This window comes from Candidatus Poriferisodalis sp. (assembly GCF_965262965.1).
In the GTDB taxonomy this organism is placed as follows: Bacteria; Actinomycetota; Acidimicrobiia; order Acidimicrobiales; family Poriferisodalaceae; genus Poriferisodalis.
Genome location: NZ_OZ253573.1, coordinates 22241 through 40418, shown reverse-complemented (window position 1 = coordinate 40418; position 18178 = coordinate 22241). Strand labels below are relative to the sequence as shown.

At 66.3% G+C, this 18178-nt stretch carries 18 protein-coding genes and 1 tRNA gene; 2 read left to right on the top strand and 17 right to left on the bottom strand.

Features of this window, described 5'->3' with window-relative positions; genetic code table 11:
- Nucleotides 1-27: 27 nt before the first annotated feature.
- Both ACQY5K_RS00350 and ACQY5K_RS00345 read right to left on the bottom strand, forming a co-directional pair.
- A tRNA-Leu gene (locus tag ACQY5K_RS00350) sits at nt 28-116 on the bottom strand.
- Nucleotides 117-146: 30 nt separating this feature from the next.
- Nucleotides 147-653 carry a hypothetical protein gene (locus tag ACQY5K_RS00345; protein WP_428119025.1) on the bottom strand — a complete coding sequence of 169 codons (507 nt, stop codon included), beginning with the start codon at nt 651-653 and terminating at the stop codon, nt 147-149.
- A gap of 42 nt (nt 654-695) precedes the next feature.
- On the opposite strand from ACQY5K_RS00345, the gene ACQY5K_RS00340 reads away from it, so the two are divergent.
- Nucleotides 696-1700, top strand: coding sequence for a PD-(D/E)XK nuclease family protein (locus ACQY5K_RS00340; RefSeq protein WP_428119023.1), 1005 nt, complete (start codon nt 696-698; stop codon nt 1698-1700).
- Here ACQY5K_RS00340 and ACQY5K_RS00335 read toward each other — a convergent pair.
- The 10 genes from ACQY5K_RS00335 to ACQY5K_RS00290 all read right to left on the bottom strand — a co-directional run bounded on the left by ACQY5K_RS00335 (nt 1670) and on the right by ACQY5K_RS00290 (nt 9805).
- The gene (locus ACQY5K_RS00335) at nt 1670-2308 is read right to left on the bottom strand and encodes a GNAT family N-acetyltransferase (RefSeq protein WP_428119021.1); all 639 of its coding nucleotides are present in this window, start codon (nt 2306-2308) and stop codon (nt 1670-1672) included. The two genes, ACQY5K_RS00340 and ACQY5K_RS00335, sit on opposite strands and share 31 nt — an antisense overlap.
- A gap of 53 nt (nt 2309-2361) precedes the next feature.
- Complete coding sequence (locus ACQY5K_RS00330) at nt 2362-3363, bottom strand: exopolyphosphatase (RefSeq protein ID WP_428119019.1); 1002 nt, start codon at nt 3361-3363, stop codon at nt 2362-2364.
- The gene (locus ACQY5K_RS00325; RefSeq protein ID WP_428119017.1) at nt 3360-3845 is read right to left on the bottom strand and encodes a DUF501 domain-containing protein; all 486 of its coding nucleotides are present in this window, start codon (nt 3843-3845) and stop codon (nt 3360-3362) included. Before ACQY5K_RS00325 ends, ACQY5K_RS00330 begins: the two co-directional genes overlap by 4 nt.
- 108 nt (nt 3846-3953) lie before the next feature.
- Nucleotides 3954-4667, bottom strand: coding sequence for an SRPBCC family protein (locus ACQY5K_RS00320; protein WP_428119015.1), 714 nt, complete (start codon nt 4665-4667; stop codon nt 3954-3956).
- Nucleotides 4658-5236 (bottom strand): nucleotidyltransferase family protein, encoded by a 579-nt coding sequence (locus ACQY5K_RS00315; RefSeq protein ID WP_428119013.1) that lies wholly within the window; start codon nt 5234-5236, stop codon nt 4658-4660. Before ACQY5K_RS00315 ends, ACQY5K_RS00320 begins: the two co-directional genes overlap by 10 nt.
- 39 nt (nt 5237-5275) lie before the next feature.
- The gene (locus ACQY5K_RS00310; RefSeq protein WP_419922384.1) at nt 5276-6442 is read right to left on the bottom strand and encodes an acyl-CoA dehydrogenase family protein; all 1167 of its coding nucleotides are present in this window, start codon (nt 6440-6442) and stop codon (nt 5276-5278) included.
- A 47-nt stretch (nt 6443-6489) separates the two neighbouring features.
- Nucleotides 6490-7272: an XdhC family protein gene (locus tag ACQY5K_RS00305; protein WP_428119011.1), complete on the bottom strand. Its 783-nt coding sequence runs from the start codon at nt 7270-7272 to the stop codon at nt 6490-6492.
- Nucleotides 7269-7586, bottom strand: a complete 318-nt coding sequence (locus tag ACQY5K_RS00300) for an XdhC family protein (protein ID WP_428119009.1) — start codon at nt 7584-7586, stop codon at nt 7269-7271. Before ACQY5K_RS00300 ends, ACQY5K_RS00305 begins: the two co-directional genes overlap by 4 nt.
- A 63-nt stretch (nt 7587-7649) precedes the next feature.
- Nucleotides 7650-8846, bottom strand: coding sequence for a vWA domain-containing protein (locus ACQY5K_RS00295; RefSeq protein WP_428119007.1), 1197 nt, complete (start codon nt 8844-8846; stop codon nt 7650-7652).
- A 44-nt stretch (nt 8847-8890) separates the two neighbouring features.
- Complete coding sequence (locus ACQY5K_RS00290) at nt 8891-9805, bottom strand: AAA family ATPase (RefSeq protein WP_428119005.1); 915 nt, start codon at nt 9803-9805, stop codon at nt 8891-8893.
- Between the two features lie 194 nt (nt 9806-9999).
- On the opposite strand from ACQY5K_RS00290, the gene ACQY5K_RS00285 reads away from it, so the two are divergent.
- The gene (locus tag ACQY5K_RS00285) at nt 10000-10965 is read left to right on the top strand and encodes a type IV toxin-antitoxin system AbiEi family antitoxin domain-containing protein (protein ID WP_428119003.1); all 966 of its coding nucleotides are present in this window, start codon (nt 10000-10002) and stop codon (nt 10963-10965) included.
- Between the two features lie 167 nt (nt 10966-11132).
- Here the strand turns inward: ACQY5K_RS00285 and ACQY5K_RS00280 are convergent, their stop codons facing one another.
- The 5 genes from ACQY5K_RS00280 to ACQY5K_RS00260 form a co-directional block, all read right to left on the bottom strand.
- The gene (locus tag ACQY5K_RS00280) at nt 11133-12797 is read right to left on the bottom strand and encodes a tetratricopeptide repeat protein (protein WP_428119001.1); all 1665 of its coding nucleotides are present in this window, start codon (nt 12795-12797) and stop codon (nt 11133-11135) included.
- Nucleotides 12798-12926: 129 nt separating this feature from the next.
- Nucleotides 12927-14045, bottom strand: a complete 1119-nt coding sequence (locus ACQY5K_RS00275; protein WP_428118999.1) for a metallophosphoesterase — start codon at nt 14043-14045, stop codon at nt 12927-12929.
- A 106-nt stretch (nt 14046-14151) separates the two neighbouring features.
- The gene (locus tag ACQY5K_RS00270; protein ID WP_428118997.1) at nt 14152-15825 is read right to left on the bottom strand and encodes a tetratricopeptide repeat protein; all 1674 of its coding nucleotides are present in this window, start codon (nt 15823-15825) and stop codon (nt 14152-14154) included.
- Between the two features lie 119 nt (nt 15826-15944).
- Nucleotides 15945-16973, bottom strand: coding sequence for an aldo/keto reductase (locus ACQY5K_RS00265; protein WP_428122793.1), 1029 nt, complete (start codon nt 16971-16973; stop codon nt 15945-15947).
- 167 nt (nt 16974-17140) lie between these two features.
- The gene (locus tag ACQY5K_RS00260) at nt 17141-18145 is read right to left on the bottom strand and encodes a fatty acid desaturase (protein ID WP_428118995.1); all 1005 of its coding nucleotides are present in this window, start codon (nt 18143-18145) and stop codon (nt 17141-17143) included.
- Nucleotides 18146-18178: the final 33 nt, after the last annotated feature.

Sequence of the window (18178 nt, the reverse complement as noted above, 5' to 3'; positions counted from 1 at the left end):
AGCGCTTGCGCAGCGCGAGAAGCGGGCTGGTGCCCGGGGCGGGATTCGAACCCGCACGCTCCCGTGGGAGCCGAGGGGTTTAAGCCCTCTGCGTCTGCCAGTTCCGCCACCCGGGCCGGGCTGCGGTGGTGAGACTACGCCGGTGCTCAGGCGGCCTCGCCCCAAGCTTCGGGTGGCTGGCCAGCAGCACCCGTCGGTGAAGCTGGCTGTTGGCGCGGGCGATGATCGCGATCGACCCGTTCGACCGCTCGCCACAATTCGTTGCGGATCGCGCCGGCGTCTGGGGCCGTCAAGTCGTTGCACACGACGACGCCCTCAATGGCATCCGCCACGACGGCCCCGAAGGGACGTCCCCGCACCCGGATCGCCACCACGCAGTCATCGGAGCCCGCCACGCGGTTGACGGACCGATCCAGACCCTCGCTGCGCGGTGGGCTCTGGAAGCTCGGAACGTACAAGTCCAATTCACGTGCGGCAGCGGCCAGCGCGCGGGCGGTGAGCACGAAGCGACCTGAGGCGTCGGCGCCGTCAGCTGACGTGCTTGGCGAACCGTCGGGCCCCCACGGTGCAGGCCGATGCTGGCGGCCGCGGCTGGGCTGTGAGCCGACCAGTCGCAGCGGGGCGGGTGGATGAGTACGCGGTGTCGCTGCCATGACACACAGGTTCACAGGCGGGTGTGACAAGAATGGCGGACAATGACCAGCGCTGCCGTACCGGAGACGGCGACAACGAGTGCACCCGGAGTCGGTGCCTTGCTGCCGGCGCAGCGTGCGACGCTTGACGCAATCCGGGTCCCACGCGACGAGCGACCGATCTACAGCGGGAACCTCGCCGACGCGATGCGCGCCGACCTCGATGCCGCGCTCGCTGGGCTGTCCGACGCTGCCCGCGAAGTGGACAGCGGCGGCCTGTGGATCTCCAAGCGGGACCTGAACGGCGTCTTCGGCTGTGAAGCCCACCATCTCGCAGACGCGGACATCGGCTTCGAATGGTCCGTACCGATCGCGCGCGGCACCGTGCTGCACAAAGCTGTGGAGCTGTCGATCCACTCGGGGCTCGGTCCTGTCGATGCAACCGACGCCGCCGTCGAACGCCTCGTCTCGGGGGACGAGAATCTGGGCGGCTTCCTCGCCGGCTGCAGCCCCGGTGAGCGGGCCGACCTGGTGGCCAACTGCGTCGCTCTGCTGACGCGCTTCTCCGAGTCCTTCCCCCATATGCCACGCTCGTGGCGGCCGACCTCAGAAATGAAGGCGCGCGTGCGACTGTGCGGCGGGACCTTCGTCCTGAGCGGCAAGTACGACCTGACGTTGGGAACCCCCGAACCCGTGGGCGCGCAGGAAGCCGTCGGTGGCGGCTCTCGTGCGGGCAAGGTGATCATTGATCTCAAGAGCGGCGGTCGGACGCCGACCGATCCCGAGGATCTGCGCTTCTACGCGCTCATCGAGACGCTCTCGGTCGGTGTTCCGCCGCTGGGTATTGGTTCGTTCTACGTGGCAGAGGGTCGCATCGAGCACGAGCTCGTCACCCCCGAAGTGCTCGCAAGCGCGCTGCGGCGAACCGTTGACGGCATCGGCCGCTACATAGCGCTCGCATCGGGAGCACGCGAGCCTCGCCGTTCGCCCGGACCGGCGTGTCGCTGGTGCCCGATCTCGTCGGATTGCGGCCCCGGTCAGGACTGGCTGGCAGAGCTCGACGACTGAGCGACACCGCCGTTGCGCGCCGACGTGAGCTGCTCTGCCATCTCGTCGCGCCGAGCCTCCCACTCCTCGGCGGTCAGGCCGAATCGAACGTGGTCCTCCCAGATGCCTGCGATCTGGATGTAACCGTGGGCTATGCCCTCCGAGCGAAGGCCCAGCTTTTCCACGACCCGCAGGCTGGCGGCGTTTCGGGGCATGATCGAAATCTGCACCCGATGCAAGCCCGCCTGCTCGAACGCGAACTCGAACACCGCAAGCAGGCCCTCTGCGACGAGTCCCTTCCCGGCGAAGCGCTCGTCGATCCAGTAACCCACGTGTGCACTCAGGAACGCGCCGCGAGCAACGTGAGAAACGTTGATCTCGCCGCAAAACCAACCCTCATGCCACAGCCCGAAGTCGAAGGCAGTTCCCAGCGAGCGCTCGCGCTCGCGCACTCTGCAGCGGTTGGTGAACGCCTGCGGATCACGAGAGGGATTGGGTGAGCCAGTCGGTGGTCGCGGCTCCCACTTCTCCAGCCAGATATGGCAGCGATGGCGGACCTCGCTCCATTGGGCGAAGTCCGACGGCACGAGCGGGCGAAGCTCGAGCCGCTCAGTGCGCAGGCGACTCACTCCCCGCACAATACTGGCGCGACGCCAACGCTCACCGAGTCGCATGGTGCCGCCTAGCTCGTTTCGGCGTCCGCGGGCGGGCTGCCATCGCGCAGGCCCGACCCCGAAGATCTCAGCTCCGCGGCGATCCCGTCGAGCAGATCTCGCTCGCGCACCACGCACTCATCGATCGCCCAGTGGCGCATGATCGCCACCAGGATGCAGCAGCCGCCCACAATGACCGGCGCACGGCCAGGGTGCAGGCCGGGATTGTGCACCCGGTCGGCGAGTGCCTCGGTGGCAAGCGTTCGGAAGACGTCCTCGGCGGCGGTACGGGTCAGCACGAAGCCATCGATCGCCGTCGGGTCGTAGGGATCGAGGCCGATCTCGACCGCGGCCACCGTCGTGATCGTGCCGGCAACTCCGACGAGCTGAGCCGCAGATGCCGCGCGGCCAATCACGGAGTGCTCACGCTCGATGTCGTCGAGATGCAACCGGGCAACCGAGATGGCGGCGCTCAACTCCTCGGGTCGGGGCGGATCCGAGCTCAAGAAGCGTTCGGTCCATCGCACCGAGCCCATGTCCACCGACACGGCGTCGACCGGGAGAGCTCCGGGGCCCGGAGTGCCGTAGGAGAACTCGGTGGAACCGCCTCCGATGTCGAGCACCAGTGCGGCACCGCCGGAACGGTCGAGGCCAGAAGTGGCGCCCGCGAATCCGTACTTGGCTTCCGCCGCACCGTCCAACAGCTCGACTTGGACACCAAGGCGCTCACTCGCCCGCTGCAGGAACTCTGCTCCGTTGGCAGCGTCGCGTGCGGCGCTCGTCGCGACGGCACGCACAGCGGTCACGCCGCGCGCCGTCATGACGTCGCGAAACTCATCCAGTACGTCCAGCACCCGACCGATGGCGTCATCACGCAACCGGCCATCGGCATCGACGCCGTGACCGAGCCCCGTGATGCGCGCCAGACGCTGCCCAAGAACCTCGCCGTCGTCGACGAGCAGCCGCGTGGTGTTGGTGCCGCAGTCCACGACGGCGACTGGGCTTGGCGCAGAGCTGTGCGGTGCGCTCACGATCTCGCACCGAGGTCCACAAGGCGATCCAGCACCCAGTCGCCGACGGGGTCCAAGCCGCCCGCTAGCCGGTACGCGAGATGCGCGTGCAGGCATTTCACGCCTCGTGCGGTGCCCCCGACGCCGCCGCTCGGACGTGGCCCGAGATGATCGGCCGAGATCAGCGCGTCCCTGTCGGCGGCATAGCGCTCGTGGGCAGCTGCGAGATCATCTGCATCGACCGCTGCTTGCGCCATTCGGACTCCCCCATGGCCTTCCAGCTGCGACACACGGCGGCGAAGCTCGGCATCGACGAGCCAGTAGCGAGTCGGCATCGGCGTGCCGTCGTCGAGCAGCGGCGCGTTCGCAATGACAACCGGGCGGCCGTCGGGGTGAGCGACGGCCACGCTGAACGAGCCTTGCGGCGGCCGGCCGAGCAGTTCCGCGACAGCGTCGAATTGCGCCTGGGTCACAAGCGCGTGATCAGGGGAGCACTCGAACATCGCTCAACTCCCGGACGCGACGAGTGCCAGTGATTGCTCGGCATCTGAACCGCACGCGACTGCGGCCACCGGTGCGAGCATGCGCAGCCGTGTGGGCTGTGCGGTCGCTCAGCCCTGAGCCCGGCGCTTGCGCCTGCGCCTGCGGTTCAACAGGAAAAACGCCACGACCGCAATCGGCGCCAGGAGGCGCTTCAGCATCGGCCTGCCGGCGGTTCCGAGCAGGTCGACGGGTTCGGGTTCGGCCATCTCGATCTTGCGAGGCCCTGTCTCCGCTGTCGAGTCTTCGGCGGCGTCGCCATCTACCGCAGCCGGAGACTCATCGGAGTCGTCCGTGCCCTCGTCGGCTGCGGGGGTCGCGTCTGCTGCATCGGAGGCGCCGGCTTCGGTGAGCTTGCGTTCCAGGGAGTCGACGAACTGCCCGATGAGCTTCTCGGTCACATCGGCCATCACGCCACGGCCGAACTGCGCGACCTTTCCGGTGACCTTGAGGTCTGTGGTGATGGCGATCACAGTGCCGTCGCCGTCAGGTGTCATCTGGGCAGTCACCTCAGCGGCTGCGTTGCCGGCGCCCCGTGAATCCCGCCCGGTGGCCTCCAGCACGACACGGTGGTTGGCTTCGTCCAGCTCGACGAAGCGTGCCGAGCCCTTGTACTGCACCGTGATCGGACCGACCTTGATCTTCACGCCGCCCTTGAACTCGTCGCCGTCGACCTCGGTGAGCTGCGCACCAGGCATGCACGGTGCGATGAACTCGACGTCGGTCAGCGTGTTCCACGCCTGCTCGACGGGAATGCCCACACGGAACTCACTTTTCAATTCCATCGGCGCAGATCCTCCACGGTGTCAATGTCGTCAGGGCGACCCTCGCAGGCTACCGGTAGCACCAATTCGGGCAGCCGACGCATGAGGGTTCGTGCGCCTTCGTCGCCGCCGCGTTCGAGGAACGGCCAGACCTCCCGGGACAGGCGCACCGGGTTGCCTCGAAGACCGTCGTATGTGGCGACCGCGATCGGCGCGGCGCTCGACGCAACTGCGTTCCAGGCCGACGTCGGAACAAAGGGCTGATCGCCGAGACCGACCACGATCGCATCATGTCCGCTGCCAGCCGCCCAATCCGTCGCGCACAGCAGTGACGAGGCGATGCCGGAATCCCAACGCTCGTTGTGGAGCAGCGTGACTGCATCTTGGGAGAAGTCGGTGAGGTCACTCACCGCCGCGGACACCTCGACAGCGCCGGTGACGATGGCCACAGCGTCGAAATCTGCTTCGAGCAGCGCCTCCAGTGATCGGGAAACCACGGTGCGCCCGTCGAGCACCGAGAGCAACTTGTGCTCGGGGGCCGCGAAACGCGTTCCCGCCCCTGCCGCCAGCAGGACACCTGCAGTGGTCATCGTCGGGATGCCTTTGGGCGCAATGCCTAGTCGCTACGTCTAGTACGAGCGGGGTAGGCCGAGCACTTTCGACGACACAAAGTTCATGACCATCTCCTGGCTGACCGGGGCGATCTTCATCAACCTCGCCTCGCGCCAATAGCGCTCTACGTCGTACTCCTTGGCGTAACCGAACCCGCCATGGGTCTGCATGGCCCGGTCGGTGCATTCGAACGCGGCTTCTGACGCCAAGTACTTGGCCAGGTTGGCCTGTGGGCCGCAGTCGAGGCCGTTGTCGTAGCGCCACGCCGCATCGCGCACCACCAACTCGGCGGCGTGAAGCCGGGCATAGCTGTCCGCGAGCGGGAACGCGATGCCCTGGTTCTGTCCGATAGGACGCCCGAAGATGACTCGGCCCTTGGCGTATTCAACGGCGCGCCGCAGCGCGACCCGGCCAATGCCCAGCGCCTCGGCGGAGATCAGGATGCGCTCGGGGTTGAGGCCGTCGAGGATGTAGCGGAAGCCTTCGCCCTCCTCACCCACGCGCCGGCTGACGGGCACCCGCAGCCCGTCGTAGCGGACCTCACAGGACACAACCGCGTTTCGGCCCACCTTGGGAATGGGTGTGATGTCGACCGCGGGGTCCTGCAGGTTGACGAGCAGCAGCGTCATGCCTCCCGTCGGGCCGTCGCACTCTTCCTTCGGCGTGGTGCGCACCAGCAGCAGGCACACATCGCAATACGGGGCCTTGGTCGTCCACACCTTGGCGCCATGGATCACGTACTCGTCACCGTCGCGCACCGCCCGTGTCCGAATCGAGGTGGTGTCGGTGCCCGCATCGGGCTCGGTCACGCCGAACGCCGCATGGATGGAGCCATCGGCCACGCCGGGCAGGAACTCTTTCACGAGCTCGTCCGAACCGTATTTTCGAACCGGTTCCATGCCGAAAATGGACAGGTGCAGCGCCGAGCAGCCGTTCATGGCGGCACCGCTGGCGGCCACCTCCTCGAGCACAATTGAGGCCTCGGTGATGCCTTGTCCGCCGCCTCCGAACTCGGTGGGAATCGCGATACCGACCCAGCCGCCTTCGGCCATGGCGTTGTAGAAGTCCCAGGGGAACTCGTGGTTCTCGTCGCGGTCGCGCCAATACTCGTCGGGGAAGTCCGCGCAGACGCGGCGGACGCCTTCGCGGATCGCCTCGTGGTCCTCGTTCGTTGTGAAGTCCATCGCGCCGAAGCTACCTGCCGGGTGCTCGACGCTTCTTGCCCGGGGTGCTAGTGGATGCGGCCTTTGCCTTGGCTGAGGCGGGGGGCTTTGCGGGCGGTTCGGGCTGCGATGATCTCGGCCACGATCGACACGGCGGTCTCCTCAGGGGTTCGTCCGCCGATATCTAGGCCGATGGGGGCGGCGACGCGGGCAAGTTCTTCGTCGGTGACACCGGCTTCGCGAAGGCGCTCGGATCGTTTCTGGTGGGTTGTGCGCGAACCCATGGCGCCCAGGTAGCCGACTCGGGTCGGCAGGGCGCCGACGATGGCCGGCACGTCGAACTTGTGGTCGTGGGTGAGCACGCACACGGCGTCTCTGGGGCCCAGGTCGTCGCCGATGCGGTCGAGCAGACGGTTGGGCCAGTCGACGACCACCTCGTCGGCCATCGGGAAGCGTCGCCGTGTGGCGAACACCTCGCGTGCGTCGCACACCGTGACGCGGTAGCCGAGGAGCTTGGCCTGAGATGCGAGCGCTCGAGTGAAGTCCACCGCTCCGAAGATGACCATGTGCGGGCGGCGGGCGTGGCATTCCACGAACACACTGAGGTCCATCTGGCGGGCCTCGCCGTGCTGGCCGTAGTGGCGCACCTCGCTGATGCCGGCGTCGAGCATCCCGAGCGCGTCGCGTTCGACCACCCGGTCCAGGTCGGCGTCGTTGAGGCTTCCGAGCGTCGGCTGATCGGGCCGCACGAGCATCTTCGCCCCTGCATCCGGCCCCTCGATCACCGTCGCCAGAGCGACCGGCTCCTCGGCCCGGACGGCGTCGCGGAACACCTCGTAGATGCTGGTCACCAGTCGAGTTCCTCCACGAACAGGTGGATCGTGCCGCCGCACGTCAGCCCCACCGAAAACGCCTCGTCGTCGCTGTAGCCGAATGTCGTGATGCCGGCGCTGCGGCTGCCCCCCAGCAGCGCCAGGGCCTCGCCCACGACGGCGCCCTCGACACAGCCGCCCGAGACCGAGCCCGCAACTTCGCCGTCTTCGTTCACTGCCATGGCCGCGCCGGGGTCGCGTGGACCGGAGCCTTCGATATCGACCACCCTGGCCACCGCCACTCGCTGGCCCGCGGTGCGCCAACGGTCGATGTCGTCCAAGATCTCGTCCATCTGATCAGTCTCGCTACACGGCGATGCTTCGCGTCGCTCGTGGTCGTTCGGTCGGGGTCGTCGTCATGCGGCGATCGTCGCGGCCAGCTGTTCGAGCGAATCGAACGAGTGACCTTCGATGAAGTCGTCGACGTGCGGCAGCGCCGCAGCCATGCCTCTCGCCAAGGGCGCGTAGCCGGGTGTGTGCTTGAGCGGATTCACCCACACCAGCCGGTGCGTGACCCGATGCAAGCGGGCCATCTGCTCTTCGAGTTCGTCAGGAGTGCCACGGTCCCAGCCGTCCGAGATGACCACCACGATCGCGCCGCGGGCGTGGCCCCGCACCCCCCACTTATCGTTGAACTCGTGAAGCGTCGCGCCCAGCCGGGTGCCGCCTGACCAGTCCTGCACCGACGCTGCGGCATCTCGCAGGCCCGCGTCGGCATCGCGTGACGACAGCTCGCGGGTGACCCTCGTCAGGCGGGTGCCGATGGTGAACGCCTCGACCCGGGTCCGGCCCACCACCGCCGCATGAGCAAAGCGCGCCAGCGCTCTGGCATATGGCTCCATCGATCCGGATACGTCCAAGAGCAGCACGACTCGCCGCGGCTTACGGTCCGCCGTCAGGAACTCGCGCTGGATCGCCTCGCCTCCGGTGCGCAAAGCACGGCGAATGGTGCGACGCAGATCGGGTCGGCGGGAGAACCGCTTGGCCCGCACCGTCCGTCGTGAGCGGCGCGTCACGGCGTGGAATCGAAGCTCGCTCATCAACGAATGCAGCTCTGACAACTCGGCATCGGTGCAGTCGGCGAAGTCCTTGTGGCGCAGTGTCTCGGTGTCGCTGTAGCGAACACGCAGCGTCGGCCCCGTGTCGGGCTCACCGTCGTCGTCCGCTGGCGGGGCGGCGCCCTCATCGTCAGTATCGGTAGCAAGCGTCACCGAGATGGGGGGCAACTCGACGACGATGCCGCTCGGCTCGCGCCCTTCCCAGAACACTGCGAAGGCCCGGTCGTACACGCCGATGTCAGCGGGGCTGCCGACCAACGTGGCGCGGCCGGCCCAGTACACCCCGTCTCGCCGCTGCGCGCCGAGCAGTCGCAGTGCTTCGGTGAAGGCCATCACCCGGCGGATCGCGATGACGAGGCCCGCGCCTCGCAATATCGCGCTGAACGCGGATGCCAGCCGCTCAGGCTCGTTCACCAGCCCGTCGGGCGGCTCGTCGTAACCATTCGTCGCCCGAGGCGGCGGTTCCGCTGTTCCGGTCTTCCCCGCGGCCGCCATGTTCCGCCCGTACTGCTTCTCGTCCGCGCCGGGCCTTGGCCTGCTCAGGCCTCGGCGACGGCGGCCATGATCATCTCCATGCCCACTGAAGTGACCCGTTGCTGGTCCTCGCGGTACTTGACCACCGTGCCGAGCGTCGCTTCGAGCATCGGCGTGTCCAGCTCGGATGCCCCCAGGCGGCCCAGCGCTGTGGCCCAGTCGATGGTCTCGGCGACACCGGGAGGCTTGTAGAGCCGCATCTCCCGCATGGCAGACACGGCCGACGCGACCTGCCGGGCGAGCGTGCCGTCCACGTCGGGCAGCTTGAGCTTGACGATCTCGACCTCACGGTCCACCGACGGGTGCGCCACCCAGTGGTACAGGCACCGTCGCTTGAGTGCGTCGTGAACGTCGCGGGTGCGATTCGAAGTGACCACCACGAGCGGCGGGCTCGCTGCGGTGATGGTGCCTAACTCGGGCACGGTGACAGTGAAATCAGAGAGCACTTCCAGCAGGAACGCCTCGAACTCGTCGTCGGCTCGGTCGACCTCGTCGATGAGCAGCACCGCGGGCGTGGTGTCGTCGTGATCGATTGCCCGCAGCAGCGGCCGGCGGATCAGAAACCGCTCGGAGTACAGCTCGTCCTCGATCGCCTCGGCATCAGCCGACGCTCGACCAGCTGCTTCGGCGGTACGCAGGTGTAACAGCTGGCGGGTGTAGTCCCACTCGTACAGCGCTTGGGCGGCGTCGATGCCCTCGTAGCACTGCAGCCGGATGAACTCCCCGCCCGTCCAAGTGGCCAGCACCTTGGCCAGCTCGGTCTTGCCGACTCCGGCGTCGCCTTCGAGGAACAGCGGCCGTCCCATCGTGATCGACAGGTACACCACCGTCGACAAGCCGTCGCCGGGCAGGTACCCGTGCTCAGACAGTGCCGCTGAGACGGCATCGGGAGAAGCAGGCGCCTCGAACACAGAAGGCAAAGGCTACGGCGTTGCGTTCATGCGGACGCAGTTCGGGCCGAACGCCCCGACCCAGCTGTCCCTGGTCGGCCGTTCCCCCAGACTTTGCGCAAGAATGCCGTCTCAGGCGGCAAATCTGCACACAGAACGGTGAGATCTCCTCGGCGCATAAGCAGTTCGCACATTTCATGCCGTTTCAATAGTTTCCAGTCGGCATGTGCTCTCCGACCGCCGAACCAGAGCCGGCCGGCAGCGGGCCGGTCGTGGACGAGGAGCATCTTGAAGCCCACATGCGGCGGCAGCACGGACTCGTCTCGCGCACTCAGGCCCTGGCAGCCGGTATGACCCGGCATCGCATACAGCACCGAGTGAGCGCCGGTCGCTGGCGGCGCGTCGGGGCAGGCGTGTACCAGCACTCGGCCCTGTCCGTCACCCCGCACTCGAAGCTGCTGGCCGCATGCATCGCCTACGACGGCTTGGCAAGCCACCGATCCGCAGCGGCGCTGCACGGCATCGACGGCTTCGAGTTGGGTCGTCCCGAACTCGTGGTCAGCCCGAAACGCGGAAGGTCCGCCGTCGGGGTCATCCTGCATCGCTCGACACAGATGGACCTGGCCCGTCCGATCCGGCTTGACGGCATCCCCTGCACGGGACTGACCCGCACCCTGCTCGATCTCGCCGCAGTGGTGAGTCGAAATCGGCTCGAGCGGGCAATCGACGCTGCGATGCGCGACCGGCGCCTGCGTTACCAGGACCTCTCCGAGGTGCTTGCGATCCACTCTGGCATGGGCAGGCGCGGCCGGGGCCCGCTCGGCGCGGTGCTCGCCGAGCGATGTGCCGACGATCCCGTGCCGCTGAGCGACTGGGGTCGTTGGGTATGCGAATTGCTGTGTGAGTCCGGTCTTCCGAGGCCAGTGCTGGAGCATCGGGTGCACGAGGCCGACGATCGCTTTCTGGCTCAGGTCGATCTGGCGTACCCCTCTCGCCGACTGGCCATCGAGCTTGACAGCATCCGCTGGCACTACAGCCGCGAATCCTTTGTGAATGACCGGCGCCGCCGCAACCGACTGCTAGCAGCTGGCTGGGATGTGCTCTCCTTCACCTGGGACGACTACTCCGAGCAGCCCGCCGAGCTGTGCGCTGTTGTTGTCAAGGCCCTCGGTGATGTGGCGTCTCGCTGAGTATCACGCAGGCAGTCCACGAGAATGCATCTGCAGGCATGTCTCATCGGACTTTGCGCAGAAATGCCGCCTTGGGCGGCAATCTTGCGCAAAGAATCGGTGCCCGACGGCACCGGGACGGACCCACCCCCAACGCAGACGGTCCCGGCCCGGCGACGGCCGTGCGCTCACGCGGATGCGGCGACCTCAAGCCGGCAGAAGCACGATGCCTCGATCGGAACGTCGGCGCGTGCGACAGCGAGATCGAGGCGTTGGCGGATGAGCGGCGCCTCGATGGTCTCGCCGCGGCGCGTCAGGCACTCGTGCAGACCGTGCAGGCTCCACACGTTGTCGGGATGCTGGCAGGCGCGCCGTAGTTGACCGTCGAGGCCGAGGTCGGCGCGGTACACCGTCTCGGCCTCGTCGAGCCGGTCCTGTTCAAGCAGCAGCGCACCTAGGGCGTGACGGGCGGGCTGCATCCAGCCCCACGGCTCGTCGTAGGGCAGATTGTCGTCCAGCTCGACTGCCCGATTGAGATGCGCAAACGCTGCATCGAAATTGCCCCGCCGGTACTCGACCTCTCCGGCCACCATGGCATCGGCGACAGCCAAGATGTCCTGACAGGTGTTGTTGAACAACATCCGACTCTCGGGGACTCGATCCCGAGCGGCCACAAAAGCCTCACGCTCCGCCGCAGCAGCGTCGACGTGACCCGTCGAGGCGTATGCCACTGCTCGGGTGTACCGCATCACCGCAGTCGTAACGCAGTAGAGCTCTGAGTCGTCGGGCAGGTCTTGTGCGAGGATCTCGGGCCACTTTCCGAAGCGGACGAGTACGTGCTGCTTGATGGGCACGAAGCCCTCGAGCCAGTCGGCCATCGGCGGCGAGCCAGTCCGCAGCAGACCCGCAGGAAGCGTGCGGACCATTTCGGTCGCCGCATCCATCGCCGGGGCGTACCGGCCACCGAACATCGCCCCGTAGACCTTGAAGTGATAGTTGTGGCAGCGGTAGGCCGAATAGAAGTTCATCGGGCCTTCGCGGTCCAGGTACTTCCGGTCGGCCACGATTGCTGCCGAATTGCGCTCCACGACGCTCTGGTAGTCGCCGCAGAGCACGTCGATATGAGTCGGCATGTGAACCAGATGGCCTGCGTCGGGGACGAGGTCGACGAGCCGGTCTCCGGCAGTGAGCGCCCGCTCGGGATGCGGCGACATCTCCATGAGATGGATGTACATGTGCAGCAGGCCGGGATGGCTGTTGGCGCCCTCGGCATCGAGCGTCTCGAAGGCAGCCTCGAGCACTTCGATGGCTTCCAGCGTGCTGGCGCCGGGGGCGGGTTCGCCAGTGACCAGGTCCCAGAGCTCCCACGGGGTCCGATTCATGATGGCCTCGGCGAATAGCGCGCAGACATCTGGGTCGTCGCCATGAGCTCGGTAAACCTCGCGCATCGCGTCCGCGTACGCGTCGTTCCAGGACCCGAAATCGTCCTCTTGCGGGCTTGTGGGATAGCGCTTGGCCAGTGCGCCGATCAGCGCCTGCTCGACATCGCTGGCGCCGGCAGCCGCATCTGCGGCCGCCGCTGACGCGGCGAGAGCGCGTTCGAGCGAATTGCGCTTGTCGTCATCGTCGAAGGCTTCCCACGGCTTGTTGTAGTTGGGCCCGATGGCATACGCGATTCCCCAGTGAGCCATTGCGCAGCCGGGATCGTGCTCAAGCGCTCGCTCGAAACAGGCGATCGCTTCTTCGTGGTTGAAGCCGTAGCACCAGGCCATCCCGCGGTCGAACCAGAGCTGCGCCTCAGGGTCTTGTGTCGTGACGGGCCGTCCGTACGAACCCAGATCGAAATACGCCATGCGAGCTTCCTGCGATCGATTCGTCCGCGTGCAGCTAGCTCTAGCAGATTGTCGGCCAACTGAATTCGCTTGCCCCGCAATGGGTGTGGCTACGACTCGCAGACAAACGTGATCCGGTCCCGCACTCCCTCAGGATCCCTCGGGCACCTCTGGGCCGACGAGGTCGATAATTCCAATCGACGGACGGACTCCGAATCGGAGCTGGGGGGCGTTGCCGCGCTCACGGCCCACACCCGTCGACACATAGATCGGCGTCTCGTTCAGTTCATGAAGTCCGCCAGCGGCGACGTGCCTCGGCACGCGTGACAGCGTCAGGGGTGGACCGAAAAGAGGAAACGAAACCTGCCCGCCGTGCGTGTGGCCTGCGATAAGAAGATCGGCAGGCCGTGCTTGCAGCAAATCGATTGCGTCTGGCTTGTGTGCGAGCAGTATTCGAACGTCGGCGTGCTCGTCGCCCGAGAGTCGTTCAGCCATCCGCCGCGCGGCTGCTTCGTCACCGAAGAGCGTCGTCCCTCCAATGCTCAGCGTGGTGCCATTGAGTTCGAACGTGACGATCTCGTTGTCGAGCACTCTGGCGCCCGTTCCTTGGGTGATGTGCCGCAGACCCGCCACGGTGTCGGTATTCCCGCTCACCACATAGACGAAGGGCACATCGTCGGTAATTCGCTGGATCAGTTGCGTGAATTGCGGTGCTCGCTGATCGAACAGTTCACCGTCGAATTGGTAGAGGTCTCCCGGCAACACGACGATGTCAGGCGCAAAGCCAAGCAAGCGGTCGACTGCGTCGTTCTCGTAGTCCCCCACCGCTGTGGTCTGGAGATCAGAGAGCACCCCAATCCGGATCCGCCCATCGACGCCATCGACTCCAAGCTCGGCGGCATCCGCCCGCAGCCAGAAGGGCTCGACATAGGTCGCATATACGCCGACCGGGATTGCGAGCAGGGCGATCACGCACACGACAGTGATTGCTCGCGGACGCTCGCGCGCGGTCAGCAGCACGATGCCGCCTGCGGTAGGTACACCGACGGTCCCCACGACATAGGCGACATGGACGAGCGTGAACCCGTCCAATCCGGTGATGAATAACGCTCCGCCGCTCAAGATGAGCGTGCTGACGAATCCGACGGCGGCAGCGCGAGCGACGATTCGGCCGCTGCGGAGTCGTGCGCGGAGCCACTTCACCGAAAGGATCCCTGATGCGGTCCCCACGATGGCGGCGGCCACGATGGAGTAGTAGTTCAAAAGCATTGACCACGGCACCTCGCGCCCAGATCATGCCCGGTTCGTGTCCGATTCGGTCGGTTGACCAATGGTCGATGCAGATGGACCTGGCCCAGCTGAGGGGGCCATGCGCTTACGCGGATGGGTTGGCGTCCAGCCGGCAGAAGCACGAGGCAGTGATCGAAACGTCGGCACGTGCGATAGCCAGATCGAGGCGCTGGCGGATGAGCGGCGCTTCGACGGTGTCCCCTCGACGGACCAGGCACTCATGCAGGCCGTGCAGGCTCCACAGGTTGTCGGGATGCTGGCAGGCACGCCGGAGCTGGCCGTCGAGACCGAGGTCGCCACGGTATGCGGCCTCTGCTTCAACGACGCGGCCCTGTTCGAGCAACAACGCGCCGAGGGCATGGCGAGCGGGTTGCATCCAGCCCCAGGGCTCGTTGTAGTGCAGGTTGTCGTCAAGCTCGACTGCCCGGCGGAGATGGGTGAAGGCTGCATCGTGGTTGCCGCGCCGGTACTCCACCTCGCCGGTCAGCATGGCTGAGGCGATCTCCAGGATGTCCTCGCACGTGTTGTTGAACAGCTTCCGGCTCGGCAGAACCTGGGCCTTGGCTGCCAGGAAAGCCGCACGTTCGGCTACCGCTTTGTCCACCTGGCCCGTCGAGGCGTAGGCCACCGTCCGCGCGTAGCGGATCGTGGCCGTGGTGACGCAGTACAGCTCTTGGTCCTCAGGCAGGGGTTGGGCGAGGATCTCCTGCCACTTGCCGAAGCGCACCAGCACGTGCTGCTTGACCGGCACAAACCCCTCCAGCCAGTCCGCCATCGGCGGTGAGGGCGTCTGCAATAGCTCTGCAGGCAGCGTGCGGGCCATCTCTTGCGCCGCATCCAGCGCCGGGCGGTACTGGCCCGCGAACATCGCCCCGTACACCTTGAAGTGGTAGTTGTGGCAGCGGTAGAGCGAATAGAAGTTCAACGGGCCTTCGAGGTCCAAGTACTTCCGGTCGGCGACGATCGCCGCTGAATTCCGCGCCACGACGAGGTGGTAATCGCCGCACAGCACGTCGATGTGTGTCGATATGTGATTGAGGTGCCCGGCGTCGGGAGCGAGATCGACGATCCGGTCGCCCGCCGCCTGCGCTCGCTCGGGGTGCGGCGACATCTCCATGAGGTGGACGTACATATGCAGCAGGCCGGGATGGCTGTTGGCGCCCTCGCCATCGAGCGTCTCGAAGGCAGTCTCCAGCACTTCGACCGCTTCGAGGGTGCTCGCGCCCTCGGCGGGCTCGCCGGTGACCAGGTCCCACAGCTGCCACGGGGTCCGGTTCATGATCGCCTCGGCGAACAGTGCGCAGACATTCAGTTCGTCGCGGTGGACCCGGTAGACCTCGCGCATCGCGTCCGCATAGGCGTCGTTCCACAGGCCAAGGTCGTCCGGCCCAGGTACGGCCGGATCGGGTGGGTAGCGCTTCGCCAGTGCGCTGATGAGGGCGCTCTCGGCCTCGGTCGTGCCGGCTGATGCGTCAGCAGCTGCGGCTACTTGCGCCCGAGCGAGATCGAGGGAGCTGCGCAGATCCTCGTCGTCGAAGGCTTCCCACGGCTTGTTGTAGTTGGGTCCGATGGCATGCGCGATGGCCCAGTGCGCCATTGCGATGTCCGGGTCGTGCTCGAGGGCACGCTCGAAGCAGGCGATCGCCTCCTCATGGTGAAAGCCGTAGCACCACACCATGCCCCGGTCGAACCAGAGCTGCGCCTCTGCATCCTTCGTCGTGACCGGCCAGTGGTACGAGCCCAGATCGAAGTAGGCCATCTCGGTTCCTCATGGAAAGGCGCTGAGTGCGACACTACCTCTCATGAAGTGCGGAATTCGCTGACGTCGCATGTGTGCTCGTCACACCCCGAAGCTCACCCGATTCATGGCGGAAGGGATCAGCTGGTACCGAGTGAGAGCAGGTTCTCTACGGGCTGGTAGAGCTCTTCGAGGTAGGCGGTGTCGTCGGGGCTGAGCTCGATCATCGTGGCCTCGACGAGTTGGTCGAGCTGGCTGATCTTCGACACGCCAACGACTGGGGCGGTGATCTCGGGCTTGTTCACCAGCCACGCCAGCGCCACTTGGGCGGGGCGCACATCGAGCCGCTTGGCCACCTCGGACACCCGGGCGGCGATGTCGAAATCCCGCTCGCCCCGGTACAGGCTCTCGGTACGAGCACGATCCTGCCCCTGCGACCTGTTGGTGGTGCCAGCCTCAAGGCCACCTTGGTACGACCCCGCCAAAATGCCCCGTGCCAGCGGCGACCACGGGGTGAGCGCCACGCCGGTGCTCGCGCAATAGGGGTTCATCTCGCGCTCTTCCTCGCGGTAGATGAGGTTGTAGTGATTCTGCATCGAGACGAACTTGGTCCAACCCCTCATCTCGGCAGTCATCTGCAACTCGGCGAACTGCCACGCGAACATCGAGGAGCCGCCGAGGTACAGCGCCTTGCCCGCTTTCACCACATCGTGCAGCGCTTCCAGCGACTCGGTTATCGGCGTGTGGACGCTGCCGGGGATTCCGTGCGGGTGACGGTGGATGATCAGCTGATCCACGTAATCGACGCCGAGCCGCCGCAACGAGTTGTCAACGCCCTCCATGATGTGCTTGCGCGACAGCCCGCCCTCGTTGGGATTGCGGCCCATCGGCATCGACACCTTTGTGGTCAGCACGAATTTCTCACGAGGCAGCAGCTCTCGCAGCAACTGGCCCACGACCTCTTCGGACGCGCCCACCCCGTAGATGTCCGCGCAGTCGAAGTAGTAGAGGCCACGCTCGATGGCCGCTTCGAAGATGGGTCGTGCTGAGTCGACGTCGAGGGTCCAGTCCCCCTGGTGGCCCCGACCAGGAATCCCGAAGTTCATGGTTCCCAAGCAGAGCTCCGAGACCTGGAGACCGCTGTGTGAACCGAGCTGGGATGACTTCAGTTGCGACATGGCCTCGAAACGTATTCGACGGAGACGCTCAACCCTCGTCTCGACGTCGCCGGCGACGTGGCGTCGGTGCTCACAGGGTGTGCGAATCGGTCACGGCCTGTGCGGCAGCGCGAGCCGCCTTCCGCTCTTGTTCGCTTTGCTCACGCGCCGCTCGGCCTCTACGCGGTTTGCGACGTACCCGAGGCGAGTGCACGCCAAAGCGAACGGTAGGTGGGCCACGAAGCCTCAGCGGGAAGGTAGCCGTCGTCGACAAGCGCCCTGTTCAGACGCGCCAAGTTGCGAGCCGGCACGCCCGAATCAACGTGATGCGCTAGGTGATAGCCGACGTGGAACGGCACGAACAGCACTCGGGCCAGCCAGCTCTGGCGGATGTGGTGCGTGGTGTTGCGACGATCGCAAGTCCGGGTCATGCCACCGTGCTCGGTGATGGCCCGCAAGCGGTTGATGATCTGGTACCAGGTGAAGAAGGGCACAACCCACAAGAACAGGTACAGCCAGGGGTGCCCCGCCAGCCAGAAGGCAGCGAACACGACGGCCTGGCCCGCAAAGAACCGCAGGCTCAGCGGCAGGAACTTGAGCTTGGCCAAGCCGGTGAACCGGGGCTTGACGATGCGCCATGCCGACACGCCCGCCACATCCCGCATGAACTTGCGGCGAAGCGACGACCGCGCAATTGGGTAGAGCGAATACAGCAGGAAATCCGGCTCGCGGGGGCCGAATTCGTCCCGGTGGTGGTTGGCATGGCCCCGGCGGTAGTGGTGCGCACCTGTGCCGAACGGGAACCAGCCCACGAGGTTGATGCCGATGCGGTCGTTCAGCCAGCGGTTCGAGAACAGCAGCCTGTGCGACGCCTCGTGGTGGAGGATGAACATTCGCAGCTGCAGCGTGCCGATGACCGGCACAGCTGCGACCACCGCCAACGGATGGCCGATGGCCACAACAGCCGCTATGACTGCCACGGGCGCGGCCAGCGTCGCGACAACTTCGAGCGCATTGATCGCATTCGGGATGCGGCGCAACTGGGACCGGAACGCTGGCTTGGGCCGACCGTCTGGTCGCAAACGCTGCGACCCCGCGAACGCGGGCAAGTCCGGCCGCGCCATGCCGCCGGTCATCTTGGCCACGATCTCGTCGTGCGACATCTCGACATCCGTCGCCGTCACCCTCTCGATGCTAGGCGGTGCTTTCGCGTCGGC

Excerpts from the sequence above, each read along its gene's own strand:
- ACQY5K_RS00285 (WP_428119003.1), top strand. The coding sequence starts at position 10,000 with ATGTGCTCTCCGACCGCCGAACCAGAGCCGGCCGGCAGCGGGCCGGTC.
- ACQY5K_RS00320 (WP_428119015.1), bottom strand. The coding sequence starts at position 4,667 with ATGGAATTGAAAAGTGAGTTCCGTGTGGGCATTCCCGTCGAGCAGGCG.
- ACQY5K_RS00275 (WP_428118999.1), bottom strand. The coding sequence starts at position 14,045 with ATGCTTTTGAACTACTACTCCATCGTGGCCGCCGCCATCGTGGGGACC.
- ACQY5K_RS00340 (WP_428119023.1), top strand. The coding sequence starts at position 696 with ATGACCAGCGCTGCCGTACCGGAGACGGCGACAACGAGTGCACCCGGA.
- ACQY5K_RS00300 (WP_428119009.1), bottom strand. The coding sequence starts at position 7,586 with ATGGACGAGATCTTGGACGACATCGACCGTTGGCGCACCGCGGGCCAG.
- ACQY5K_RS00315 (WP_428119013.1), bottom strand. The coding sequence starts at position 5,236 with ATGACCACTGCAGGTGTCCTGCTGGCGGCAGGGGCGGGAACGCGTTTC.
- ACQY5K_RS00280 (WP_428119001.1), bottom strand. The coding sequence starts at position 12,797 with ATGGCGTATTTCGATCTGGGTTCGTACGGACGGCCCGTCACGACACAA.
- ACQY5K_RS00325 (WP_428119017.1), bottom strand. The coding sequence starts at position 3,845 with ATGTTCGAGTGCTCCCCTGATCACGCGCTTGTGACCCAGGCGCAATTC.
- ACQY5K_RS00270 (WP_428118997.1), bottom strand. The coding sequence starts at position 15,825 with ATGGCCTACTTCGATCTGGGCTCGTACCACTGGCCGGTCACGACGAAG.
- ACQY5K_RS00345 (WP_428119025.1), bottom strand. The coding sequence starts at position 653 with ATGGCAGCGACACCGCGTACTCATCCACCCGCCCCGCTGCGACTGGTC.
- ACQY5K_RS00310 (WP_419922384.1), bottom strand. The coding sequence starts at position 6,442 with ATGGACTTCACAACGAACGAGGACCACGAGGCGATCCGCGAAGGCGTC.
- ACQY5K_RS00295 (WP_428119007.1), bottom strand. The coding sequence starts at position 8,846 with ATGGCGGCCGCGGGGAAGACCGGAACAGCGGAACCGCCGCCTCGGGCG.